This is a genomic window from Streptomyces sp. NPDC002004 (assembly GCF_053593975.1).
Genome location: NZ_JBSFDP010000021.1, coordinates 67,760 through 92,430, shown reverse-complemented (window position 1 = coordinate 92,430; position 24,671 = coordinate 67,760). Strand labels below are relative to the sequence as shown.

The following is a 24,671-nucleotide window of genomic DNA, read 5'->3' as shown; positions in this document are numbered from 1 at the left end:
GACGCCGCAGCGCTCCGCGGCGATCCACCGCCGATGATCGTCCGCACAACGACGCCGGACCCTCCCCGACGGGGCTGAGGTAGCGTCGGAGGGCATGAACGCAATCATGTCCACGACGAACCGCCGGTGGAGCGGCGCGGCCGGAGCGTTACTGGCCCTGCTGCTCTCGGCCGTCACCCTGTCCGTGGCCCATCCGGCGTCCGCCGCCTCGGTCCTGGCCCCGATCGATCCCGGCGGCTTCACCATGCGGGCGGGGGACTTCACGGACCGCGGCAGCGCGATCCAGCACATCGAGGCGTCGGGAAGCGTCTCGGTGAGCACCTCGCCCGACCAGGTGCTCGCCGGTGGCGGCCACGCGGGCCGGCCGGCGCTGTGCCACAACACCAACCTCGACGGCTCGCTCAAGTACGACGGCTTCTGCTGGAACCAGGACGACGACACCTCCTCCGTCTGGACGCCCCAGGGACTGACCGGCTCGCACGACGCCCAGCCCGGCGGGACCTGGAACGGGCACCACCTCTACATCGCCTCCTGGCACTACACGGACAACGACTACGCGCGCATCACCATCGCGGAGTCGACGGGCACCTCGGTCACGTACCAGCACGTGCTGCTGGTCGACCCGTACTCCACCGGCGGCGGCTCCACGTTCCGCCCGGTGGGCGGGGCCGGCGACCGGGCCGGGGCGGACGTGCTGAGCGGTCACGCCGACGGTGTCACCTGGTACGGCAACAAGCTCTTCGTCGCCACCGGGCACCAGCTCCAGGTCTACGACCTGCGGCATCTGTGGAAGATGAGCGACACCACCAGCGACCAGGTCGGCATCCTGGGCGACGGAAGGTCCTCGGCCCGTCATCACAACTGGGCGCTGCCCATGGCCGGCATCTACTTCACCGGCAGGGCGGGGGACCCGTGCGACGCCACGCGGCCGTGCCTGACCTCGCTCAGCCTGGACCGGCACTCCACCCCGGACGCCCTGGTCACCTCGCAGATCGCCACCAAGGGCGGCGGCCCGCTGATCCGCTGGCCGCTGAACGCGAGCACGGCGCTGCCCGACACCGACACGGCGAACGACTACACCGGGACCGTCACCGCGACGGGTGCCTACACCGTGCCGATCTGGAAGGTGCAGGGCGCCGCCACGGACGGCAGGTACTACTACTTCAGCGGAGAGTGCCCCGAGACGGCGGGCACCGATGACTCCGACGTGCCCTACTGCATCCACCGGGCGCTGCCGGGCGAGGCCCCGCACGTCCTCACCCACGCCCCGCCGCTGACCCAGAACCTCTCCTACGCCCCGTCGTCCGGGCGGCTCTGGGGGCTCAACGAGCGGGAGAACACCACCACGGGGAAGCGGGTGGTCTTCTCGCTGGTGCCGTCCGCCTGAGGACCGCCGGGTGAGCGCCCCCTCGGGCCGGGCCCTGACCGGCGCCCGGCCCGAACGCGGGCCGTACCCCCTGTGACGGCACCGGCTACGGCGCCGACGCCCCGTCATGTGCCGTGCCGGTGCTGTCCCGTTCGAGGAGGCGCGGCACCGGTACGCGGACCGTGCGGGCCGTCCCGCCGTCGAGGAGGGCCATCAGCTCGCGCGCGGCCAGTCGGCCGAACCCGACCGTGTCGCGGGACAGCGCGGACAGCCACGGCTTGACCATGCGGCACAGGGCGGAGTCCTCCCAGGCCACGATCGACACCTCGCCGGGCACCGAGAAACCGAGCTCCGTCGCGGCGGCGACACCGGCGAGGGCCATCACGTCGTTGTCGTAGATCAGAGCCGTGGGCGGGCGGGGCGAGGTGAGGACACGGCGGGTCACGGCGGCGCCCTCCGTGTCCGAGTAGTCCGTCGGCACCGAGGTCACCTCGGTGAGGCCCCGGCGTCCGGCCTCCGCCCGCAGGGTGCGGATACGGCGTTCGGTGTGCACAAGGCCCGGCAGCCCCGCGATGTGCGCGATCCTGCGGTGGCCCAGCACGCAGAGCCGCTCAACCACCGAGGCCATGGCCCCCGCGTCGTCCGCCCAGACGGTCGACAGGCCGGGATGCCCCGTGTCCGCCGGGCCTCCGATGACCACGGCGGGCAGCCCCAGCTCGTCCAGCAGGGCCGGCCTCGGGTCCTCGGTGCGCGGGTCCACGACGAGCACGCCGTCCACCCGGTGCTCGGCCCACCAGCGCCGGTACACCACGCACTCGGCGGCCACGTCCTCCACCACCTGGAACAGCAGGCCGAGGTGACGCTCCGCCAGCACCTCCTGGACCCCGGAGACCAGCTGGAGGAAGAACGAGTCCACGCCCAGCAGGTCCGCGGGCCGCGCCACCACGAGGCCGATCGTCGCGGCGCCCTCGCCGGACAGGGCCCGCGCCGCCGTGCTGGGGCGCCAGCCCAGCTGCTCGGCCACCCGGCGCACCCGGTCCCGGGTCACCTCGGAGACCCCGGGCCGGTCGTTGAGCGCGAAGGACACCGCGCTCTCGGAGACGCCGGCGCGTCGCGCGATGTCCTTCATCGTCGGCCGGCGCGCGGGCGACCGCTTCCCTGACACTCGTGCCCTCATTTCCCGCGGCCCGCCGGTCCGCGGCGCACACAATCGTCCGCCGTGCCCGGTGTCCGCCCACCACTAATGCGCTTCAGCTCATGCAGCCTAAAGCGCATTAGTCGTGCCGGGCAAGATGTCTGCTCCGTCTCTCCGACCTGCCAATTCGACGCAGCATCAAGGGAATTCGGATATCGGGCTGCAGAATCCATTGACTCGCCGTCGAGTTGCGTGCAAGGTCTCCGTCGGCATCATTCCCGACGCCGCAAAGGAGCCGTCCCACCATGCTGCGCATCTCCCGCAGGGCGGTCGCCGCCGCTGCCGCCGTCGCCGTCGTCCTCCCCCTGAGCGCCTGTGGCGGCGGGGGCGACGACCCGGGCCCGGCGGACGCCTCCGGCAAGGTCCAGGGCGACATCACCTTCCAGACCTGGAATCTGCGCGCCAACTTCACCCCGTACTTCGACGGCCTGATCAAGGACTTCGAGAAGAAGTACCCGGGCACGCACGTGAAGTGGGTCGACCAGCCGGCCGAGGGCTACGCCGACAAGATCAGCGCCGATGCGGCGGGCGGCACCCTGCCCGACGTCGTCAACGTCTCGCCCGACCTGGTCGCCCCGCTCGCCAAGGCCGGCCTCGCGCTCGACCTCGACAGGGCGGCGCGGAAGTACCGGAAGGAGTACCTGCCGGGCGCCTGGGTCAGCCACCGGGTACCGGGCCTCGACGGAACGTACGCCTTCCCCTGGTACCTGAACACCGGGCCGCTGTTCTACAACAAGCGGCTCTTCACCCGGGCGGGCCTCGACGCGAGCAGGCCGCCGAAGACCTACGACGAGGTCTTCGCGGACGCCCTGACCATGGCGAGGAAGAGCCACGGCAAGGTCGCCACCCTCGCCAACGTCCCGACCATCGAGGACTTCGGGCGCTACGGCGTGCCGCTGATGAACGCCCAGGGCACCGGCTTCACCTTCAACGGCCCCAAGGGCGTCGAACTCCTCACCAAATACAAGGAGTTGTACGACGCCCAGGCGCTCGACCCGCAGGCGCTGACGGCGACGCCCGAGTCCTCCGGCAAGAAGTTCCTGACCGAGGCCGTCGCCATGAACCCCGGCAGCGCACTGGACCTCGACAACTTCAAGAAGCAGGCACCCACCCTGTACCGGAACATCGGCATCACCGACCAGATCAGCAACACCGGCAAGGACAACATGTACGTGATGGGGGTGATGGTGAACTCCCGCAGCAGGCAGAAGCCCGCGGCGGTGGCCTTCGCGCACTACGTCACGGACGCGCCGAACCAGATGTCCTTCGCCAAGAAGGCAGCCATCTTCCCCAGCACCCGGGGCTCCCTCGACGACCCCTACTTCACCCGGCAGGACGGAACCGACGTGACCCGCGTGCGGATCGCCGCCGCCAAGTCCCTCAAGACCGCCGTCAATTACACGCCGGTGCTGTTCAGCGAGCAGATGAAGGTCGAACTGCGCAACGCCGTCGCCAGGGCGCTCCAGGGCAAGGAGAGCCCCGGGGCAGCGCTTGACAACGCTGTCAGGGCCTGCGACCGGCTGCTCCGGCAGAGCTGAGCGCGGGGACCATGAAGAGCCCGGCCCCCACACACGTACGACGCCATCTCCCCACCAGCCCCTGGCTGTTCGCGGCCCCCGGACTGCTGGTCGTGGGCGCGTTCGTCCTGTACCCGTTCCTGTCCACCGTCGTCAGCGCCTTCACCGACCGCAGGACCCTGGTCCCCGGCCGGTGGGTCGGCCTCGCCAACTTCCGGGAGATGCTGCACGACGACATGTTCTGGACCGCACTGCGCAACAGTGCCCTGTACGTCCTCGGGGTGGTCCCCGCACTCGTACTGCTGCCGCTGCTGCTGGCGCTGCTCGTTCAGAAACAGATCCCCGGCATCACCTTCTTCCGCTCCGCCTTCTACACCCCGGTGGTCGCCTCCATCGTCGTGGTCGGCCTGATCTGGGTGTGGATGCTGGACGACCGCGGCCTGGTCAACGCGGTGCTGGAGACCGTCGGCGCCGGACGGACCGGCTTCCTCGGCGACCAGTGGCTGCTTCTGCTGAGCGCCATGGCCGTCACGGTCTGGCGGGGCCTCGGCTACTACATGATCATCTACCTGGCCGCGCTCGCGAACGTGCCGCGTGAACTCCACGAGGCCGCCGCCGTGGACGGGGCCGGGCCGGTACGCCGCTTCCTCACCGTGACCGTCCCGGCGGTGCGCTCCACGATGGTGCTGGTGGGCGCCCTGTCCTCGGTCGCCGCGTTCAAGGTGTTCTCCGAGGTGTACCTGATGGCCGGACCCGTCGGCGGCCCGGCCGGCGAGGACACCACGCTCGTCATGCTCGTCCAGCGCACCGGCACGGGCCTCACCGGCCGGGTCGGATACGCGTCCGCCCTGTCGGTCGTCGTGTTCGTCATCACCGTCGCGCTCATGCTGCTCGTGCTGCGCGCCGACCGGAAGGAGGAGGCACGGTGACCACGGTGATCGAGAAGACGGCCCGCCGCCGCGAGCCGGACGCACCGGCGGGCGCCCGACGGCGCCACGGCGGAGTGCGGGACGCAACGGGCCGCCGCGTTCCCCTCTGGGAGCTCGCCCTGCGCTATCTGCTGCTCCTCGCCGTGCTCGCGCTGACCGTCGGACCGTTCCTGTGGCAGCTCTCCACCTCCCTGAAGGGCCCGCACGAGGACATCTACAGCTCACCGCCGCACTTCCTGCCCCGCGACCCGACGCTGCACAACTACGCACGCGTCGCCGAGACCATCCCCGTGTGGGACTACGCGCTCACCTCGCTCAAGGTGGCCTCCGTGAACGTGCTCACCAACTGCGCGGGCGCCTCGCTCGCCGGCTACGCCCTGGCCCGGCTGCGGTACCGGGGCCGCCGCGCCGCCACCCTCGTCTTCCTGCTCGCGATGCTGGTGCCCGCCGAGAGCATCGTGATCGCCCAGTTCACGACGATGCGCGACCTCGGCCTCAACAACACCCTCACCGCGGTCGTCCTGCCCGGCTGCGTCGCCGCGATGAACGTCCTGCTCATGCGCAACGCCTTCCTCAATCTGCCCTACGAGGTGGAGGAGGCGGCGTTCGTCGACGGGGCCACCATCTGGCAGCGGTTCGTACGGATAGCCCTCCCGTCCGTGAAGGGAACGCTCGCCGTCGTCGCGATCTTCGCCTTCATGGGGTCCTGGGACGACTTCCTGTGGCCCCTCATCGTCCTCAGCGACCCCCAGCGCTTCACGCTCACCATCGGGCTCAACTATCTGCACGGCACCTTCGCCAACGACGAACGTCTCGTCGCCGCGGGCGGGGTCATCGCCGTCGCACCGCTGATCGTGCTGTTCGCCTGCCTCCAGCGGTACTTCTTCCGTGGGGTGGGGGAGGGCGCGGTCAAGGGCTGACGGCCGGCGGCTCCCTTCGTGCCCCGGCCCGTGCCGCCCCCGCTCCAGGTGGAGCTCCTCGGCCACGCGGGACTCCCCGCACCACGACCCCCAGGACCCGTATGCCTTCCGTCGTGCGCTTCGGCGCCAACTACACGCCCAGCCAGGGGTGGTTCCACCACTGGCTCGACTTCGACCTCGACGCGGTACGCGTCGACCTCGACTCGATCGCCGCACTCGGGCTCGACCACATCCGCGTCTTCCCGGTGTGGCCGTACTTCCAGCCGAACCGCACCCTCATCCGGCCGCGTGCGGTCGAGCAACTGGTGCTCCTCGCCGATGCGGCCGCCGAACGCGGTCTCGACGTCAACGTCGACGGGATCCAGGGCCATCTGTCGAGCTTCGACTTCCTGCCCGCGTGGACACGGACCTGGCACCGGCGCAATCTGTTCACCGACCCCGAGGCCGTCGACGCGCAGGCGGAATACCTGCGCACCCTCGCCGCCGCACTCGCCGACCGGCCCAACTTCATCGGCATGACCCTGGGCAACGAGGTCAACCAGTTCGCCGCGGGACCCCACCCCGACCCCGACCGCATCACAACCGACCAGGCGGGCACCTGGCTGCGGACGCTGCTGGGCGCCTGCGAACGGGGCGCCCCGGGCAAGGCGCATCTGCACGCCGCGTACGACGCCGCCTGGTACCAGGACGACCAGCCCTTCACCCCCGCGCACGCCGCGCGGCTCGGCGCCATGACCGCCGTGCACTCCTGGGTGTTCAACGGCACGGCGCAGCGCCACGGCCGTACCGCGGTGGCCACCGAGCACCACGCCGCGTACCTCGTCGAGCTGTCCAAGGCCTGGGCCGACGATCCGCACCGGCCGGTGTGGCTCCAGGAGGTCGGGGCGCCCGCCCCGCTGATCCCGGCGGAGCACGCGCCGGTGTTCACCGAGGCCACGGTGCGGGGCGTTCTCGACTGCCCGGACCTGTGGGGGGTCACCTGGTGGTGCTCCCACGACGTGTCGCGGTCGCTGGCCGACTTCCCCGAGCTGGAGTACGGGCTCGGGCTCCTGACCGACCGGCGGGACGTGAAGCCCGCCGGGCAGGCCGTGGCCCGGCTCGCCGAAGAGCTGCGGGGGCACGTGCCCGCGCCGCGCACCACCGCGCTCGTCGTCGACGCCGGTGACGACGTCCGCGCGCCCCGGCGCTCGGTCTGCGCGCCCGGGGGCCCCGTCTTCGAGGCCTTCGCGCGCCTCACCGCCGACGGGGCGCGGCCCACGACCGTGCTGGCCGGTCGCGCCGACGACGAGGACCACCTCGCACGGCGCGGCATCGCCGAAGTCGTTCTGCCGGAGCAGGTGTGAAAGCCCCGCCCGGGGCCGCGCCGTTCGCCCCGTTCGGGGCAGGCGCGCCCGCTCCGTCCGGAGCCGCGCCGCACGCCGTGGCGAGCGGCCGGCCCGCCGACGTACAGCCGTCCATCCATACGGCCGTCCATCCGTACAGCCGTCCATCCGTCCTCGAACGATGCGGAGCACTCCATGAGTCCCCACCTCGGTCGTCGTGCCCTCCTCATGGCCTCGGCCGGTGCGGTGCTGGCGCCGGTCGTCCGCCCCGGGGTCGCATCGGCCGCGGCGCGGGCCGGGTCCCGGGCCGCCGCCGCTCTTCAGCCGTACGCCTCCTACTGGTACCCGGACTCCTTCCCCTCCGGGAGCCCCGGCGAGGGCATCACCTGGCGGAGCCTCAAGGAGTGGCGGGCCGAGACCGACGACGACCTGCCCTTCAACGCCGCGGCCGTGCCCCGGGCGAAGCGGTTCACACCCGTGCCGGCCAATGCGACCGCCCGCGCGGACGGGGCGCGGATCCAGTCGCTCGTGTCCTTCGCACCCACCTCGGGCAACCCCTCGCAGGGCACGGCCACCGCCGACAGCTACGCGCCGACCCACTGGGCGTACCTCGACGAGCTGGTCTTCTGGGGCGGCTCGGCCGGTGAGGGCCTCATCCTCGCGCCGAACGCGCCGGTCGTCGACGCCGCGCACCGGCACGGCGTGCCCGTCCTCGGCACGGTGTTCCTGCCGCCCGCGGCCTGGGGCGGCGATCTGCGCTGGACGCGGGACCTCGTGCAGAAGGACGCGTTCGGCGGGTTCCCGCTCGCCGAGCGGCTCGTCGCGGTGGCCGAGGCCTACGGCTTCGACGGGTGGTTCCTCAACGCCGAGACCGACGGCGGCGACACCGCGCTCGCGGCCGACATGCTCGGCTTCGTCAAGGAGCTGAGGAGACGCGGCTCGGCCGAGGGACAGCGGGTCACCTGGTACGACGCGATGACCGTGACCGGCTCGGTGGGCTGGCAGGGCGCACTCGACGACCGCAACCAGGCGTTCTTCCGGGCCGCCGACTCGATGTTCGTCGACTTCCGGTGGACGCCGGACTCGCTCGCCTCCTCCGGGCGGCTGGCCGAACGGCTGGGGCGCAGCCGGTACGACCTCCGGGCCGGCGTCGACGTCGAGTCGAACGGCTGGGACACCGCCGTCGACTGGGACGCGATCGTGCCCGAGGACGCGGCACACGTCGTGTCGTACGGCTTCTACCGGCCCGAGTGGACCTGGAAGCAGCTGCCGCCCGACCGCACCCCCGCACAGTTCCACACGGCCGACGACCGGTTCTGGAGCGGGCGCTCCCTCGACCCGTCGCGGCCCGACCCGGACGACCCGTGGCGGGCCCCGGCGACGGCGGTCGCCGACCGGTCGACGGTGGACTCCGTGCCCTTCGCGACGACCTTCAACACGGGGCACGGGCTGCGCTGGTACGAGAACGGGCGGGTCACGTCGGACGCGGCGTGGAGTCATCTCGGCCTCCAGGACACGCTGCCGTCGCGGCGGTGGTCCGTCCGCACCACCGGGCGACGGCCCACGGTCGCCTTCGACTTCGCCGACGCCTGGCGCGGCGGAAGTTCGCTCCTCGTCGACGGCGCCCTCGATGCGCCCACCACCCTCGACCTGTACGCGACCCGCCTGCCGCTCGGCGGGGACACGGTCGTCGACGTGACCCACCGCGCCGACACCGGCCGTGTCACCGTCGAACTGGCCGTCGCCGTGGCCGGGCCCGCGGGCCCCGGCGAGCCCGCCCCGTACACCCGCCTGCCGGTGGACACCGTGGCCGCGGGCGACGGGTGGCGCACCACGACCGTCCGGCTCACCGGGCTGTCCGGCACCGTTCACGCGCTCGGCGTCCGGCTCACCGGGCGCGGGGGTCCGGTGCGGTGGCGGCTCGGCGCGCTCGCCGTCCGGTCCGCGGAAGCACACCGTCCCGCCGCCCCGGCCGCGCTGCGCATCACCGCCGCCTCCGGCGGCGACCTGCGGTTCGCCTGGAGCAGCGCTCCCGGCACCGCCCGCGGGGCACGGGCGAGTGCACCGCGGCAGTACACGCTGCACCGGGTCCTGCCGGACGGCACACGACGGTTCCTCGGCGGCACGTGTCAGAAGGCGTTCCACGTCACCGGTCTCACCCCCGCACCGGGAGAGCAGGTGGCCCGGTTCGAAGTACGCGCGGTCGGGGAGCTCTACACCGTGTCGGCTCCCGCCGGCGCGGTACACGACTGGTGACGACCCGGCCCGCCCGCACCGTCCCTCACGCTCCCGGCTCCGCCCCCGAGCTCTCCACCGCGTTCGGGCAGGGGACCCCGTGAGCAGGGGGAATCCCGACGTGACGACCCCCGAAAGACAACGGAGCACTTCTCATGCATGACGATCGCACCCTTGTGGAAGCCCGGCTCAGGCGCGTCCTGGACGAACGCGTCCGGCCCGCGGTGTACCCCGAGTCCGTGCCGCTGGACGTGGCCGTGTGGCACGCGCCGGGCGAGCCGGTCCCGGTGGAGGAGGGGCTGGCCGCCCCGGTCGAACCGATCGGAGTGGGGGAGCGGTGGGGTGCCCCGTGGGGGACGAGCTGGTTCCGGGTGACCGGGACGGTGCCCGAGCGGTGGGCCGGGCGGACCGTGGAGGCGCTGCTCGACCTGGGCTTCGACGAGAACATGCCCGGATTCCAGTGCGAGGGCCTCGTCTACCGGCCCGACGGCACGCCGGTGAAGGGCCTCAACCCGCGCAACCAGTGGGTGCGGATCGCGGCGCCCGCCGCGGGCGGAGAGGAGGTACGGCTGCACGTCGAGGCCGCGTCCAACCCGGTCATCCTCGACTACCACCCCTTCGTGCCGACCGGCCTCGGCGACAAGGAGACCGCGGGCAGCGAACCCCAGTACACGCTCGCCCGCATGGACCTCGCCGTCTTCGACGAGACCGTGTGGGAGCTGGTCGTCGACCTGGAGGTGCTGGGTGAGCTGATGCACGAGCTGCCCGTCGACGCGCCGCGCCGCTGGGAGATCATGCGGGCTCTGGAGCGGGCGCTGGACGCGGTCGACCTCCAGGACGTGGGCGGCACGGCCGCCGCGGCCCGCGAGGAGCTGACCGAGGTGCTGGCGCAGCCGGCCGCAGCCTCCGCCCACCGCATCAGCGCGGTCGGCCACGCCCACATCGACTCGGCGTGGCTGTGGCCGCTGCGCGAGACGGTCCGCAAGGTCGCGCGTACGACGTCCAACATGACCGCGCTGATCGAGGACGAACCGGACTTCCTCTTCGCCATGTCGCAGGCCCAGCAGTGGGCCTGGGTCAAGGAGCACCGTCCCGAGGTGTGGGCGCGGGTGAAGAAGGCCGTGGCCGGCGGAAGGCTCCTGCCGGCGGGCGGCATGTGGGTCGAGTCGGACACCAACATGCCCGGGTCCGAGGCGATGGCCCGTCAGTTCGTGCACGGCAAGCGCTTCTTCCTCGACGAGTTCGGCATCGAGAACGAGGAGGCCTGGCTGCCCGACACCTTCGGCTTCGCCGCCGGGCTCCCCCAGATCATCAAGGCCGCCGGCTCCAAGTGGCTGCTGACCCAGAAGATCTCCTGGTCCCAGACGAACAGGTTCCCGCACCACACCTTCCGCTGGGAGGGTATCGACGGCACCCGGATCTTCACCCACTTCCCGCCCGTCGACACCTACAACTGCTCCATGAAGGGCAGCGAAATCGCCCACGCGGCACGGAACTTCAGGGACAAGGGAGTCGCCCGGCACTCCCTCGCCCCCACCGGATGGGGCGACGGGGGCGGCGGCACGACCCGCGAGATGGTCGCCAAGGCCGCCCGGCTGCGGGACCTGGAGGGCTCGGCGACCGTCGTCTGGGAGACCCCGGAGCAGTTCTTCAGGAAGGCCGAGGCCGAGTACCCGGAGCCACCGGTGTGGGTCGGCGAGCTCTACCTGGAGCTGCACCGCGCCACCCTCACCAGCCAGGCGAAGACCAAACAGGGCAACCGCCGCAGCGAGCACCTGCTCCGCGAAGCCGAACTGTGGGCCGCAACGGCCGCCGTCCGCACCGGCTTCCCCTACCCGTACGACGATCTGGACCGCATCTGGAAGACGGTCCTGCTCCACCAGTTCCACGACATCCTGCCCGGCTCGTCGATCGCCTGGGTGCACCGGGAGGCCGAGAAGACCTACGCGGCCGTCGCCGACGAGCTGAACGGCATCATCGACGCGGCGCAGCGCGCACTCGCGGGCGAGGGAACGGACGTCCTGGTCTTCAACTCCACGCCGCATGCCCGGCACGCGGTTCCCGCGGGCGGGGCCCGCACCCCGTCGGCCGAGGGCGAGGTGACCCGCGAGGAGCGCCCCGGCGGCGGCTTCGTCCTGGGCAACGGCCTGCTGCGGGTGGAGATCGACGAGCGCGGGCTCGTGGTCTCCGCGTACGACCTGGCGGCCGGGCGCGAGACCGTCGCGCCCGGTGCGGCCGCCAATCTGCTCCAGATCCACCCCGACTTCCCGAACATGTGGGACGCCTGGGACGTCGACAAGTTCTACCGCAACTCGGTGACCGATCTCGTCGACGCCGACGAGGTGGTGCCGGGACCCGACGGCGCCTCGGTGCGCATCGTCCGCAGCTTCGGCGACTCCCGGGTCACCCAGGTCCTTTCGCTGGCGCCAGGCGAGCCGGGGCTGGACATCGCCACCGAGGTCGACTGGCACGAGACCGAGAAGTTCCTCAAGCTGGCCTTCCCCCTCGACATCCACGCCGAGCGCTACGCGTCCGAGACCCAGTTCGGCCACTTCCACCGGCCGACGCACACCAACACCAGCTGGGAGGCGGCCAAGTTCGAGGCCTGCAACCACCGCTTCGTCCACCTGGAGGAGCCGGGCTGGGGCGTCGCACTCGTCAACGACTCGACGTACGGCCACGACGTGACCCGCACGGTCCGCGACGCCGACGCCGGTACGACCACGACGGTGCGGGCCTCGCTGTTGCGCGCTCCGCGCTTCCCCGACCCCGAGACCGACCAGGGCGTCCACCGCTTCCGGCACGCCCTGGTGCCGGGCGCGGCGATCGGCGACGCGGTCCGCGAGGGCTACCGCATCAACCTGCCCGAGCGGAGCGTCACGGGCTCCGGCCCGGTGGACCCCCTGGTGACGGTGGACGACGACGCCGTGGTCGTCACCGCGGTCAAGCTCGCCGACGACGGCAGCGGGGACGTCGTGGTCCGCTTCCACGAGTCGCGGGGCGGCCGGGCCCGCGCCACCCTGACGGCGGGCTTCGCCGTGGACACGGCGACGGTCACGGACCTGCTGGAGCGGCCCCTCCCGGACGCCCCGGAGTCGCTGTGGGACGGCGGCACGGTGTCGCTGACGCTGCGTCCGTTCGAGCTGGTCACGCTGAGGCTCACGCGCGGGTGAGCACCGGGGCCGCGCCCCGGACCCCCTTCGGGTCGGACGGCCCCGTCCTCGAGCGTCGGACGGGCCGAGTGGGCCGGGCCCGCCGGCGGAGCGCCCGGAGCGCCGGGGCCCGGCCCGGGGTGAGCACGGGGCTTTCCGCCCCGCGGATGCCCGTCCGGCCAGGACGGCACGTCGGTTCCGAGCATGCCCCGGGCGTGGCTACGGGAGCTGTGCCCGCAGCCACGCCTCGACCTCGCCCACATGGGCCGCCGCCGCGGCCCTGGCCGCCTCGGGGTCCCGGGCGGTCAGGGCCCCGAAGATCCGTGCATGCTCCCGCCGGGTCCGCTCGAAGGCACCCTCCTCCTGGAAGCCCCGCCACACGCGCGCCCGGAACGTCCGGGAGGAGAGGCCCTCGACGATCGCGGCCAGCGTCTCGTTCCCCGCGGCCGCCACGATCACCCGGTGGAACGCCAGATCGTGCGCGAGGATCTCCTCGGGATCCTCCGTGGCGTTCATCGCGTCGAGATGCCTCCCGACCTCGGCGAGCTGGTCCGCGGTGATCCGCGCGGCGGCCGTCGCCGTGGCCGTGGACTCCAGGACGCGCCGCACCTCCAGCAGCTCGACGAGCCGCGGCCCGCGCGAGAGATCGGCGACCACCCCGAAGGTCTCCAGCAGATCGCCCGCCTCGAGCTGCGTGACGTAGATCCCGGACCCGTGGCGTGCCTCCAGCACCCCCAGCACGGTCAAGGCGCGGATGGCCTCCCGCATCGAGCTGCGCGAGATGCCGAGCTGCGCCGCGAGATCGCGCTCCGTCGGCAGCCGCTCGCCCGGCTGGAGACGGCCCTCGGCGATCATCCCCTTGATCCGCTCGATGGCGCGCTGCGTCACGGTGCCCTTCTGCGGTGCGGGCTCGCGGGGGCCGGTCTCGTCCACGCCACATCCTCCTGTCGGCCGAGTGAGCCGCAGTCTAATCACCGATGTGGTCCGACCACTATTGCGTGTAAGCGGTGAAAGTGCCTGCGCGAGGGGTGTCGCACCCTCAAGTGGTCTGATAAATATTCGTCCCGGCTGGAGAGGGGACTCCCGGCCGCGCACATTCACACACGTTCGATGAGGAGCCGTCAGATGGCCGTCGGAACAGTGCGGAACAGGCGAGGGGCGAGTGCGGCGGTCGGGTCGCGGACGGTGCGCGCGGCGGTCACCGCCGCGGTCGCGGCCCTCGCGCTCACGGCGTGCGGCAGTACGAACGACACCGCGTCCGGAGCGGGCGGCGGGCACGGCGGGGGTGACGGCAAGGTCGGCGTCGTGCTGCCGCTGCTCACCTCGCCGTTCTGGCAGTCCTACAACGACTACGTGCCGAAGATGGCGAAGGCCGAGCACGTGCACGCGCTCAGGACGGTCAACTCCAACAGCGACCCGTCGCAGCAGATCACGGACATCAACAACCAGCTCACCCAGGGCGTTGCGGGCCTCGTCGTGGCCCCCCTCGACAGCGCCGCCGTCTCCGCCGGACTCGACCAGGCCGAGCGCAGGGGCGTGCCGGTCGTCGCCGTCGACGTGGCCCCCGAGAAGGGAAAGGTCGCGATGGTGGTCCGCGCCGACAACGTCGCCTACGGCCGGAAGGCCTGCGACTACCTCGGACAGCACGTCGGGAGCGGCAAGGTCGTGCAGATCATGGGCGATCTCGCCTCGGTCAACGGCCGGGACCGCTCGGAGGCGTTCCGGTCCTGCGTGAAGCGGAAGTACCCGCGACTGAAGGTGCTGGAGATCCCCGCCAAGTGGGAGTCGGACACCGCCGCGTCGAAGCTGGACACGCTCCTCAACGCCAACCCCGGCATCAAGGGCATCTACCTCCAGGCGGGCGGCGTCTACCTCGCGCCGACGCTGCAGACCCTCAAGTCCAAGCACCTGCTGAAGGCGGCCGGCACCAAGGGCCACATCACGATCGTCTCGAACGACGGCATCCCGCAGGAGTACGCCGCGATCCGCAGGGGCGAGATCGACGCCACCGTCTCGCAGCCCGCCGACGCCTACGCCAAGTACGGCATGTACTACATCAAGGCGGCGATGCAGGGGAAGAAGTTCCAGCCGGGCCCGACGGACCACCATTCGCGGGTCGTCAAGCTCCCGAACGGCCTCCTGGAGGACCAGCTGCCCGCCCCGCTGGTCACCAAGGACAACGTCGACGACCCCGAGCTGTGGGGCAACACGGTCGGATGAGCGCCCCAGACGTACAGCCGCTGGCCGAGGCCGTCGGCATCGAGAAGCGCTACGGACCCACCGTCGCCCTGCGGGACGGCCGTCTCACCGTCCTGCCCGGCGAGTCCCACGCCCTGGTCGGCCGCAACGGCGCAGGGAAGTCAACCCTGGTCACCGTCCTCACCGGACTCCAGGCCCCGGACGCCGGCACCGTGCGCTTCGACGGCGAACCCGCGCCGCCGCTCGCCGACCGCGAGGCCTGGCGACGCAGAGTGGCCTGCGTCTACCAGCGGCCCACCGTCGTGCCCGGCCTGACCGTCGCCGAGAACCTCTTCATCAACCGCCAGCCCACCGGCCGCGCCGGCCTCATCAGCTGGCGCCGGCTCCGTGCCGAGGCCGCCGAACTGCTGGGCACCTGGGACGTCCGCGTCGACCCGGACGCACGGACCGCCGACCTCAAGGTCGAGGACCGGCAGATGGTGGAGATCGCCCGGGCCCTCGGCTTCGGCGCCCGGTTCATCGTCCTCGACGAACCGACCGCCCAGCTCGACAACCGCGAGATCGAGCGGCTGTTCACCCGCATGCGGAGCCTGCAGGAGTCCGGTGTCACCTTCCTGTTCATCTCGCACCACCTCCAGGAGGTGTACGAGGTGTGCCAGGCCGTGACCGTGCTGCGCGACGCCCGCTGGATCACCACCGCACCGGTGGCCGATCTGCCGCGCGCCGCGCTCGTGGAGGCCATGGCGGGCGGGGCCGTCACCGTCGCCGCACCGGGCATCGGCCGTCCGGCCGTCCCGGACGACGCTCCCGTCGTGCTGGCCGCCGAGGGCCTGACCGGCGAGGCGTACCGCGACATCGCGCTCACCGTCCACGGCGGCGAGGTGGTCGGGCTCGCCGGCTCCAGCGGCAGCGGAAAGACCGAACTGGCCGAGACCGTGGCGGGACTCCGCACGCCGACTGCGGGCACGGCACGGCTCGACGGCGCACAGCTCCCCTTCGGCGACGTACCGGCCGCGCTGCGCGCCGGCGTCGGCTGTGTACCGCGCGACCGGCACGAGCAGGGCCTCGTCCCCGGCATGACCATCGGCGACAACACCACGTTGAGCGTCCTGGACCGCCTCGGCCCGCGCGGCGTCGTCGGCGCGGGCCGCCGCCACGGCTTCGTCGGCACCGCGAGCCGGCGCAGCCTGGCACGGCGGCTGATCTCGCGCCTGGACATCCATGCCGAAGGCCCCGACCAGCCGGTCTCCGACCTCTCCGGCGGCAATGCGCAGAAGGTCGTCATGGCCCGCGCGCTCGCCTCCGACCCCCGGCTGCTGGTGCTGATCAACCCGACCGCCGGTGTCGACGTGAAGTCCAAGGAATCCCTGCTCGCCCGTATGGACGGCGCCCGTGACGACGGCACCGCCGTGCTCGTCGTGTCCGACGAACTCGACGACCTGCGACGCTGCGACCGGGTGCTCGTCCTCTTCCACGGCCGGATCGTCGCCGAACACGCGGCGGGCTGGCACGACCACGAACTGATCGCCTCCATAGAAGGAGTCGAGGACACCGAAGGAGTGGTGGACGACCGTGGCTGACCTCAAGGCCCCCTCGGCCCCCGTGGCGCCCCCGGCCCGCAGCGCGGGCACCGGCCGCGGCGTGCTGGTGCGCCGCGCCCGCGAACTCGCCCTCGTCCCCGCGCTGCTGCTGCTCCTCGTGCTCGGCGCGGTCGTCAACGACTCGTTCCTGACCGAGCGCAATCTGATCTCCGTGCTCGGCGCGTCCGCCGCACTCGCGATGGTCGTGCTCGCCGAGTCGCTCGTCCTCATCACCGGGAAGTTCGACCTGTCCCTGGAGTCCGTCGTCGGCATCGCTCCCGCGGTCGGCGCCCTGCTCGTACTCCCCGCAGGACAGGCCGGATTCGGTACCGGCCTGCCCGCCGCGCTCGCCCTTCCCGCGATCCTCGCCGTCGGCGCCGTCATCGGCGCGTTCAACGGCGTCCTCGTGGTGAGGTTCAGGCTGAACGCGTTCATCGTGACGCTCGCCATGCTGATCATCCTGCGCGGGCTGCTCGTCGGCGCCACCCAGGGCAGGACGCTGTTCGGCCTGCCCGACGCCTCTACACCCTCGCCACCACGACCTTCCTCACCGTCCCCGTCTCCGTGTGGCTCGCCGCGGCCGCCTTCGCCGCCGCGGGCACCATGCTCAGGTACCACCGCTGGGGGCGCGCCCTGTACGCGATCGGCGGCAACCCGGAGGCGGCGCGTGCCGCCGGCATCCGCGTGGAACGCCTGACGCTCGGCGTGTACGTCGTCGCCGGGGTCCTCGCCTCCGTCGGCGGGCTGATGCAGACCGGATACGTCGGCGCCATCAACGCCAACCAGGGTCAGAACATGATCTTCACCGTGTTCGCGGCGGCGGTCATCGGCGGCATCGGCCTCGACGGCGGCAGGGGCACCATGTCCGGCGCCCTGACCGGTGTGCTGCTGCTCGGCGTCGTACAGAACCTGCTGACCCTCGCCCAGGTGCCGTCCTTCTGGATCCAGGCCATCTACGGCGGCATCATCCTGGTCGCCCTGATGATCGCCCGGATCACGACGGGCCGCGCCCAGGACTGATGTAGCGGCGCCGCGCACCCGCGCGCGGCACGACACCGCAGGCCGTGGCGCCCCGCCTCCCCCGGAAAGGCATCCTGTGACCCCGACCCCCGCCCGTATCACCGCGGTCGACACCTACGACATCCGCTTTCCCACCTCGCGGGAGCTCGACGGCTCCGACGCCATGAACCCGGACCCCGACTACTCCGCCGCCTACGTCGTCCTGCGCACCGACGCCGCCGACGGCCCGGAGGGCCACGGGTTCACCTTCACCATCGGGCGGGGCAACGACGTCCAGGTCGCCGCGATCGACGCGCTGCGCCCGCTGGTCGTCGGCCGTTCCGTGGAGGAGCTGTGCGCCGACCCGGGCACCCTCAACCGCGACCTGGTCGGCGACAGCCAACTGCGATGGCTCGGGCCCGAGAAGGGCGTGATGCACATGGCGATCGGGGCTGTGGTCAACGCTCTCTGGGACCTCGCCGCCAAGCGGGCCGGCCTGCCCCTGTGGCGGTTCCTCGCCGAGGCGGAACCCGCCTGGCTCGTCCGCCAGATCGACTTCCGCTACATCACGGACGCCCTCACTCCCGACGAGGCACTCGACCTGCTGCGGCGCGGCAAGGATGGGGCCGCGCAGCGCGGCGCCGACCTGCTGGAGCGCGGTTTCCCCGCGTACACCACGTCGCCCGGCTGGCTCGGCTACAGCGACGAGAAGCTGACCCGGCTCGCCGCGCAGGCCGTCGCGGACGGCTTCACACAGATCAAGCTGAAGGTCGGCGCGGACCTCGCCGACGACATCCGCCGCTGCCGTGTCGCCCGGTCCGTCATCGGCCCCCATGTGCGCATGGCGATCGACGCCAACCAGCGCTGGAACGTCGACGAGGCAATCGCCTGGACCCGTGCCCTCGCCGAGTTCGACCCGTACTGGGTGGAGGAACCCACCAGCCCCGACGACGTCCTCGGGCACGCCACCATCCGCCGCGCCGTCGCCCCGGTGAAGGTGGCCACCGGCGAACACGTGCAGAACCGCATCGTCTTCAAACAGCTCCTCCAGGCCGGGGGCATCGACGTGCTCCAGATCGACGCGGCCCGCGTGGGCGGCGTCAACGAGAACCTGGCGATCCTGCTGCTGGCCGCCAAGCACGGCGTCCCCGTCTGTCCGCACGCGGGCGGCGTCGGCCTGTGCGAACTCGTCCAGCACCTGTCGATGTTCGACTACGTCGCACTGTCCGGTTCCACCCAGAACCGCGCCATCGAGTACGTCGACCACCTCCACACCCACTTCGTCGACCCGGTCGTCATCCGCGACGGCCACTACACGGCACCGGCCGCGCCCGGCTTCTCCGCCGCGATGCGGCCCGAGTCGATCACCGAGTTCACCTACCCGGGCGGCACCTTCTGGGCCGCCGACCTCGCACGGCACCAGCCCGCACGGCGGAAGGGAGCAGCGGCATGAACGACTTCGAGGGCCTCAAGGCCCTGGTCACGGGCGGTGCCTCCGGCATCGGCCACGCCACGGCCGAGGTGCTGGCCGAGCGCGGCGCCCGGGTCGCCGTCCTCGACCTCGACCCGTCCTCCGTACGCACGCCGCTCCTGGCCTACACCGCGGACGTCACCGACGACACCGCGGTGCGTGAGACGGTGAACGCCGCCGCGCGGGACCTCGGCGGCCTCGACATCCTGGTCAACAACGCGGGGATCGGCGCCCAGGGCACCGTCGAGGACAACGACGACGACCAGTGGCGGCGCGTCCTCGACGTCAACCTTCTCGGAGCGGTCCGGACGACCAGGGCGGCACTGCCGCACCTGCGCGCCTCGTCCCACGCGGCGATCGTCAACACCTGCTCCATCGCCGCCACCGCGGGCCTCCCGCAGCGCGCCCTCTACAGCGCCAGCAAGGGCGCCGTGCACTCCCTCACCCTCGCCATGGCCGCCGACCACGTGCGCGAGGGCATCCGCGTCAACTGTGTGAACCCCGGCACCGTGGACACCCCGTGGGTCGGCCGGCTCCTCGACGCCGCCGAGGATCCCGCCGCCGAACGGGCCGCGCTCCGGGCCCGCCAGCCCACCGGCCGCCTGGTCACGGCCCGCGAAGTCGCGGGCGCCATCGCCTACTTGGCGAGCCCCCTGTCCGGTGCCACCACGGGCACCGCACTCGCCGTCGACGGCGGGATGCAGGGCCTGCGGCTGCGCCCCGCGCAGCGGTGACCGCGATGCGGGTACGCACGCTGGGGCGGCGCGGACGGGTCCCGGTCACCGAGTTGTCGTTCGGCGCTGCGGGCATCGGGAACCTGTACACGCCGGTGAGCGACGAGCAGGCGCACGCCGCCGTCGACGCCGCCTACGAGCACGGGATCCGTGCCTTCGACACGGCCCCGCACTACGGCCTCGGCCTGTCCGAGCGGCGGCTCGGCCGGACCCTGCGCAAGCACCCCCGGGACACGTACACCGTGTCCACGAAGGCCGGCCGACTGCTGCTCCCGGTCCCCGGTCCCGGCGACGGGGACGATCTCGGGCACGGCTTCGCCGTGCCCGCCACCCACCGGCGGGTCTGGGACTTCAGCGCGGACGGCGTGCGCCGCTCCGTGGAGGACAGCCTGACCCGCCTCGGGCTCGACCGGGTGGACACCGTCTTTCTCCACGATCCCGACGACCACGGCGAGCAGGCGCTGCGCGAGGGCTATCCGGCGCTCGAACGCCTGCGGGCCGAAGGGACGGTCGCAGCGATCGGGGCCGGCATGAACCAGTCCGGCATGCTCGCCCGCTTCGTCCGCGACACGGATGTGGACGTCGTGCTGTGCGCCGGCCGCTACACCCTGCTCGACCAGGAGGCCCTGGACGACCTGCTCCCGGCCGCACTGGAGCGTGGTACGTCCGTCGTCGTCGGCGGTGTCTTCAACTCCGGCCTGCTGGCGGACCCGCGGCCCGGGGCGACGTACGACTACCGGCCCGCGCCGCCTGCCGTTCTCGCGCGGGCGCTGCGGCTGCGGGACCTCGCCGAACGCCACGGGACCACGTTGCGCGCGGCCGCGCTGGCCTTTCCGCTCGCGCATCCGGCGGTCACCAGCGTGCTGGTCGGCGCGCGGTCCCGCGCGGAGGTCGACGACGCGGTGGCCCGGTTCGGGGCCTCGGTCCCGGCGGGCTTCTGGGCGGAGCTCGGGGAACGGAACCTCCTCCCCCCGAACGCACCGGTGCCACCGTGAAGCCGTTCTCCCCTCGATCCCGCCCCTTCCGGGACCGGGGCCCCGCCCCCCATCCACCCCGAGGAGCCCCGCATGAGAGTCGCCCTCCACACCCGTATCCGAGCCTCCCGCATCGCCGCCTACGAGTCCGCACACCGCGAGGTCCCCCCGGAGCTGACCGCCGCGATCCGCGCCGCCGGAGTCACCTCGTGGACGATCTGGCGCAGCGGCGCGGACCTCTTCCACCTCGTCGAATGCGAGGACTACGCCCGCATGCTCGCCGAGCTGGAGCAGTTGCCGGTGAACGTCGCCTGGCAGACCCGCATGGCCGGCCTGCTGGAAGTGACCCACGACTACGCGCCGGAAGGCGCCGGCGCGGGCCTGCCCGTCGTGTGGGAGCTGGGATGACGCCCCGCACCCCGGCCGTGGACGCCCACCACCACGTATGGGACCTCGCCGTGCGCGACCAGGACTGGATCACGGGCTCGCGCCTCGCTCCCCTCCGGCGGGACTTCACCCTCGCCGACCTGGCACCGCAGGCCCGCTCGGCCGGCGTCACGGCGACCGTGCTCGTGCAGACGGTGACCGTCGCCGACGAGACCCCCGAACTCCTGGCGCTGGCGGACGGCAGCGACCTGGTCGCCGGGGTCGTCGGCTGGACCGACCTGACGCGGCCCGGCGTCGCGGACACGCTCACGGGGCTCCGTGCTCTTCCCGGTGGTGACCGGCTCGTCGGTATCCGGCACCAGGTGCAGGCCGAAGCCGACCCGGAGTGGCTGCTGCGACCGGACGTACGTGCCGGTCTCACCGCCGTGGCCGGCGCGGGCCTGGCGTACGACCTGGTGGTGGTGCCCCGTCAGCTGTCCGCCTGCGTCGAGGCCGCGGCCGCTCTGCCGGAGCTGACCTTCGTCCTTGACCACCTGGGCAAACCCCCCATCGCCGCCGGGGCCCGGGCCCCCTGGGCGAAGGCGGTCGGGGCGCTCGCCGCGCTGCCGAACACCGTCTGCAAGCTCTCCGGCATGGTGACCGAGGCCGACTGGTCGGCCTGGACCGTGGACGACCTGCGTCCGTACGCCGACACCGTGCTGGAGGCGTTCGGCCCCGACAGGCTGATGTTCGGCTCCGACTGGCCGGTGTGCACGCTCGCCGCGCCGTACGGAAGGGTCGTCGACACCGCGCGGGAGCTGGCCGGGCGTCTGAGCGGGGACGAGTACGCGCAGGTGTTCGCCGGAACCGCCCGCCGCGTCTACGGCCTCTGACCCCGCCCGTCGCCCGTCGCCCGTCGCCCGTCGCCCGTCGCCCGTCGCCCGTCGCCCGTCGCCCGTCGCCCGTCGCCCGTCGCCCGTCGCCCGTCGCCCGTCGCTACGACCGGTCGGCCGCCGTCTCCAGCCGGGTGGGCGGCAGGAAGTCCCGTACGTAGGTCCGGTGCCAGCACGCCTTGGTCGCGCGGAGTTCGTCCCACGTCGTGTAGCGGTACCGGAACAGCCGCGCGCGGACGTAGCGGGGCGGGCTGTCGGGCGGGAAGGGGGAGCGGCGGAGCAGACGCAGCGTGTCGCGGTCGTTGTCCAGCAGGCGTTCCACCAGAGGGCCGAACCAGGGGTGGGCGTAGGAGGGGGAGAGTCCGGCGAACCACATCAGCCAGTCGAGCCGCAGATGGTACGGCGCGAACTGGCGGGGCCAGTGCCGGAGATCGCCGGGCTTGCCCTTGAACTCGTACTCCCGCCAGTCCGCGTCCGCGAGCGGCACCGGGTCGGCGGTGCCCTCGATCACCACCTCGTGACGCAGCCGGCTCACACTGCCGAACGCGCCGTAGGTGTTGACCAGGTGCAACGGGTCGAAGGAGTAGTTCATGAGCTGGCGGCGCGAGACGAGGTTGCGCGCCGGGCGGTAGCTCAGGCCGAGCAGGAGTGCTGAGACGGCGAGCACCACGACCTCGTACCAGAGCGGGGCCGGCGGGAACGGCCGGGTGCCCGTGAGCGGCGAGAAGTCCACCGCCGACAGGGCCAGCGCGATCGTCGTCCAGTTCAGCCAGGCGAAGTTGCCGGACAGGACCAGCCACAGCTGGGTCAGGACCATCAGGGCGGCGGCAGCCGTGGCGACGGGCTGGGGGGTGAAAAGGAGCACCGGCACCACGAGCTGCGTCACATGGTTCGCGGCCACCTCCGCGCGGTGCAGTGGCTTCGGCAGATGGTGGAAGAACCAGCTGAGCGGGCCGGGCATCGGCTGGGTCTCGTGGTGGTAGTCCAGGCAGGTCAGCTTGCGCCAGCAGGCGTCCCCGCGCATCTTGATCAGCCCGGCGCCGAACTCGACGCGGAACAGCGCCCAGCGCATCAGGAACAGCACCACGACGGGCGGTGCCACACGGTCGTTGCCGAGGAACACGGCGAGGAACCCCGTCTCCAGCAGGAGGGACTCCCAGCCGAAGCTGTACCAGGTCTGGCCCACGTTCACGATCGACAGGTACAGGGCCCAGGGCACCAGCCACAGCAGCATGGCGGCCCACAGCGGCAGCATGCCGTCGACACCCGCGAGCAGCGCAGCCGACACCAGAAAGCCGGCCCACGCCCAGCCCGCGAAGAAGCGGTCCGAATAGCGCAGTTGGAAGACGCTCGGCGCCCGGCGGAACGGCACGCGCTCCACGTACCAGGGGACCGGCAGCATCCCGCGCTCGCCGATCAGCGCCCGGAACTGGAGGGCCGCGCCGAGGAACGCCACGAGGTACACCGCTGCCAGGACCCGCTGGAAGACCAGCCGGCTCATCCAGTAGTCCGGCGCCATGAACCACTCCACCCGTCCAGTGTGACGCTGAGTGACCCGCATTGGCGCGCGGAGTGCTGACCCTCGGTCCCGATCGGTCTACGGAGGGTTGCGAAACGGTACGTCATAGAAAGGACAATGTGGACACACGGGTCGTACGGGGCCGGTGTGCCGGAAGGCCGGCGAGAGGCGGGAGAGAAGCGGTGCAGATATCCAGCGAGCGGCTGCCCACCACGATCCGTGCCGTATGTGCCACGGCCTTCGCGATATCGGCCGCCCTGTTCGGCGCAGGCTGTGCCGCCACCGGTTCCGGCGCGGTCGCCGCGGACGGCCAGGAGGTCTTCCTCCAGCCGGTCGGCGACCCGGGCCCCGACCCGTTCACCGCCTCCACGGCCACGAACACGCGGATCCCCCCGCCCCTCACCCAGGTTCCGCGGACCGCGCCCAGCGGGACGCCCCTGCCGGGCAGGCGGCCCGTCCTCGTCTCCGGAGCCGCCCCGGGCCTGTACGCCGGTACACGGGGCCGGCCCGGCTGCGACGTCGAGAAACAGATCAGGCTGCTCCGGGCCGACCCGGCCGCGGCCCGGGCCTTCGCCGCGACTGCCGGCGTCTCCCCGTCGGCCCTTCCCGGCTACCTGCGCGGCCTGACGCCGGTGGTGCTGCGGGCGGACACCAACGTCACCAACCACGGCTTCAAGGACGGCAGGGCCGCCGGCTTCCAGGCCGTCCTCCAGGCGGGCACGGGCGTTCTCGTCGACGACCGCGGTGTGCCCCGGGTGCGCTGCGCCTGCGGGAACCCGCTGACGAAACCCGCAGGCACGGGGTTCAATCCGAACGCACCCCGGCAGGGTGCCGCATGGCCCGGCTTCCGGCCGTCGGCGATCGTCATCGTGGTGCCCGCCCCGCAGGTCGTCACCAACATCACGATCATCAACATCGTCACCAACACGTTGATCGAGCGGCCGGTCGGCAACGACGGCAGCAAGGACCGGCCGGCACCATCACCCAGCCCCTCCGCGAGCCCGCGGCCGAGCCCCTCGACGAGTCCGAGCACCAGCCCGTCGCCCAGCACCAGCGCGAGCCCCTCGACGGCTCCGCCGAGCCCGGGAACGAGCCCGCCCGCCCCGCAGACACCGTCGGCCTCGCCGAGCACGGCTGCCCCCTCAGCGTCGACCGGCACGTCGAGCCCGTCGCAGACGCCCAGCCCGGGCACCACCCCGGAGTCGTCCCCCGGCCTCACGCGCCCCGGGCCGCCACAGCCGGAGCAGGCGACCCTGGCCGCCCACGCCGACAGGCACTGACCGGGGCGGCCCGCCGCGGA

General features: G+C 72.4%; 18 protein-coding genes and 1 pseudogene. 16 read left to right on the top strand and 3 right to left on the bottom strand.

The genetic code is table 11. The annotated features are described in order from the left end of the window. Nucleotides 1–94: 94 nt before the first annotated feature. Nucleotides 95–1,387 (top strand): hypothetical protein, encoded by a 1,293-nt coding sequence (locus ACWCP6_RS25850; RefSeq protein ID WP_450934931.1) that lies wholly within the window; start codon nt 95–97, stop codon nt 1,385–1,387. Nucleotides 1,388–1,472: 85 nt separating this feature from the next. Here ACWCP6_RS25850 and ACWCP6_RS25845 read toward each other — a convergent pair whose 3' ends face one another. After that, nucleotides 1,473–2,495 carry a LacI family DNA-binding transcriptional regulator gene (locus ACWCP6_RS25845; protein ID WP_450934957.1) on the bottom strand — a complete coding sequence of 341 codons (1,023 nt, stop codon included), beginning with the start codon at nt 2,493–2,495 and terminating at the stop codon, nt 1,473–1,475. 314 nt (nt 2,496–2,809) lie between these two features. Between ACWCP6_RS25845 and ACWCP6_RS25840 the strand changes: the two genes are divergently transcribed. The 6 genes from ACWCP6_RS25840 to ACWCP6_RS25815 all read left to right on the top strand — a co-directional run bounded on the left by ACWCP6_RS25840 (nt 2,810) and on the right by ACWCP6_RS25815 (nt 12,657). Continuing rightward, entirely contained in the window at nt 2,810–4,099 is a 1,290-nt protein-coding gene (locus tag ACWCP6_RS25840; RefSeq protein ID WP_450934956.1) for an ABC transporter substrate-binding protein, read from the top strand. An 11-nt stretch (nt 4,100–4,110) separates the two neighbouring features. Beyond that, nucleotides 4,111–5,007: a carbohydrate ABC transporter permease gene (locus ACWCP6_RS25835; RefSeq protein WP_450934930.1), complete on the top strand. Its 897-nt coding sequence runs from the start codon at nt 4,111–4,113 to the stop codon at nt 5,005–5,007. Continuing rightward, entirely contained in the window at nt 5,004–5,927 is a 924-nt protein-coding gene (locus ACWCP6_RS25830; protein WP_450934929.1) for a carbohydrate ABC transporter permease, read from the top strand. The genes ACWCP6_RS25835 and ACWCP6_RS25830 overlap by 4 nt, the downstream gene beginning before the upstream one ends. A gap of 101 nt (nt 5,928–6,028) precedes the next feature. Further along, on the top strand, nt 6,029–7,270 hold the full coding sequence (locus ACWCP6_RS25825) for a glycoside hydrolase 5 family protein (protein ID WP_450934928.1): 1,242 nt from the start codon (nt 6,029–6,031) through the stop codon (nt 7,268–7,270). A gap of 174 nt (nt 7,271–7,444) precedes the next feature. Then, nucleotides 7,445–9,505 (top strand): endo-beta-N-acetylglucosaminidase, encoded by a 2,061-nt coding sequence (locus tag ACWCP6_RS25820; protein WP_450934927.1) that lies wholly within the window; start codon nt 7,445–7,447, stop codon nt 9,503–9,505. A 134-nt stretch (nt 9,506–9,639) separates the two neighbouring features. After that, entirely contained in the window at nt 9,640–12,657 is a 3,018-nt protein-coding gene (locus ACWCP6_RS25815) for an alpha-mannosidase (RefSeq protein ID WP_450934926.1), read from the top strand. A gap of 198 nt (nt 12,658–12,855) precedes the next feature. Here ACWCP6_RS25815 and ACWCP6_RS25810 read toward each other — a convergent pair whose 3' ends face one another. Continuing rightward, nucleotides 12,856–13,569, bottom strand: coding sequence for a FadR/GntR family transcriptional regulator (locus tag ACWCP6_RS25810; RefSeq protein WP_450934925.1), 714 nt, complete (start codon nt 13,567–13,569; stop codon nt 12,856–12,858). A 192-nt stretch (nt 13,570–13,761) separates the two neighbouring features. Here ACWCP6_RS25810 and ACWCP6_RS25805 point away from each other — a divergent pair, with 192 nt between their 5' ends. The 8 genes and pseudogenes from ACWCP6_RS25805 (at nt 13,762) to ACWCP6_RS25770 (ending at nt 21,852) form a co-directional block, all read left to right on the top strand. Next, on the top strand, nt 13,762–14,856 hold the full coding sequence (locus tag ACWCP6_RS25805) for a sugar ABC transporter substrate-binding protein (protein WP_450934924.1): 1,095 nt from the start codon (nt 13,762–13,764) through the stop codon (nt 14,854–14,856). After that, on the top strand, nt 14,853–16,415 hold the full coding sequence (locus tag ACWCP6_RS25800) for a sugar ABC transporter ATP-binding protein (protein ID WP_450934923.1): 1,563 nt from the start codon (nt 14,853–14,855) through the stop codon (nt 16,413–16,415). The genes ACWCP6_RS25805 and ACWCP6_RS25800 overlap by 4 nt, the downstream gene beginning before the upstream one ends. Beyond that, a pseudogene (locus tag ACWCP6_RS25795) lies at nt 16,408–17,435 on the top strand (ABC transporter permease). The gene ACWCP6_RS25800 and the pseudogene ACWCP6_RS25795 overlap by 8 nt, the downstream one beginning before the upstream one ends. Before the next feature lie 76 nt (nt 17,436–17,511). Next, a complete protein-coding gene (locus tag ACWCP6_RS25790; protein ID WP_450934922.1) occupies nt 17,512–18,867 on the top strand; it encodes an L-fuconate dehydratase in 1,356 nt (451 codons plus the stop codon). Then, the gene (locus ACWCP6_RS25785; protein WP_450934921.1) at nt 18,864–19,619 is read left to right on the top strand and encodes an SDR family NAD(P)-dependent oxidoreductase; all 756 of its coding nucleotides are present in this window, start codon (nt 18,864–18,866) and stop codon (nt 19,617–19,619) included. Before ACWCP6_RS25790 ends, ACWCP6_RS25785 begins: the two co-directional genes overlap by 4 nt. 5 nt (nt 19,620–19,624) lie before the next feature. After that, entirely contained in the window at nt 19,625–20,614 is a 990-nt protein-coding gene (locus ACWCP6_RS25780) for an aldo/keto reductase (protein ID WP_450934920.1), read from the top strand. Nucleotides 20,615–20,686: 72 nt separating this feature from the next. Then, nucleotides 20,687–21,001, top strand: coding sequence for an L-rhamnose mutarotase (locus ACWCP6_RS25775; protein WP_450934919.1), 315 nt, complete (start codon nt 20,687–20,689; stop codon nt 20,999–21,001). Then, nucleotides 20,998–21,852 carry an amidohydrolase family protein gene (locus ACWCP6_RS25770; RefSeq protein ID WP_450934918.1) on the top strand — a complete coding sequence of 285 codons (855 nt, stop codon included), beginning with the start codon at nt 20,998–21,000 and terminating at the stop codon, nt 21,850–21,852. Before ACWCP6_RS25775 ends, ACWCP6_RS25770 begins: the two co-directional genes overlap by 4 nt. Before the next feature lie 103 nt (nt 21,853–21,955). Here ACWCP6_RS25770 and ACWCP6_RS25765 read toward each other — a convergent pair whose 3' ends face one another. Then, nucleotides 21,956–23,383 (bottom strand): lipase maturation factor family protein, encoded by a 1,428-nt coding sequence (locus tag ACWCP6_RS25765; protein ID WP_450934917.1) that lies wholly within the window; start codon nt 23,381–23,383, stop codon nt 21,956–21,958. Between the two features lie 170 nt (nt 23,384–23,553). Here ACWCP6_RS25765 and ACWCP6_RS25760 point away from each other — a divergent pair, with 170 nt between their 5' ends. Further along, nucleotides 23,554–24,651 carry a DUF6777 domain-containing protein gene (locus ACWCP6_RS25760; protein WP_450934916.1) on the top strand — a complete coding sequence of 366 codons (1,098 nt, stop codon included), beginning with the start codon at nt 23,554–23,556 and terminating at the stop codon, nt 24,649–24,651. The last annotated feature ends 20 nt before the right edge of the window (nt 24,652–24,671 follow it).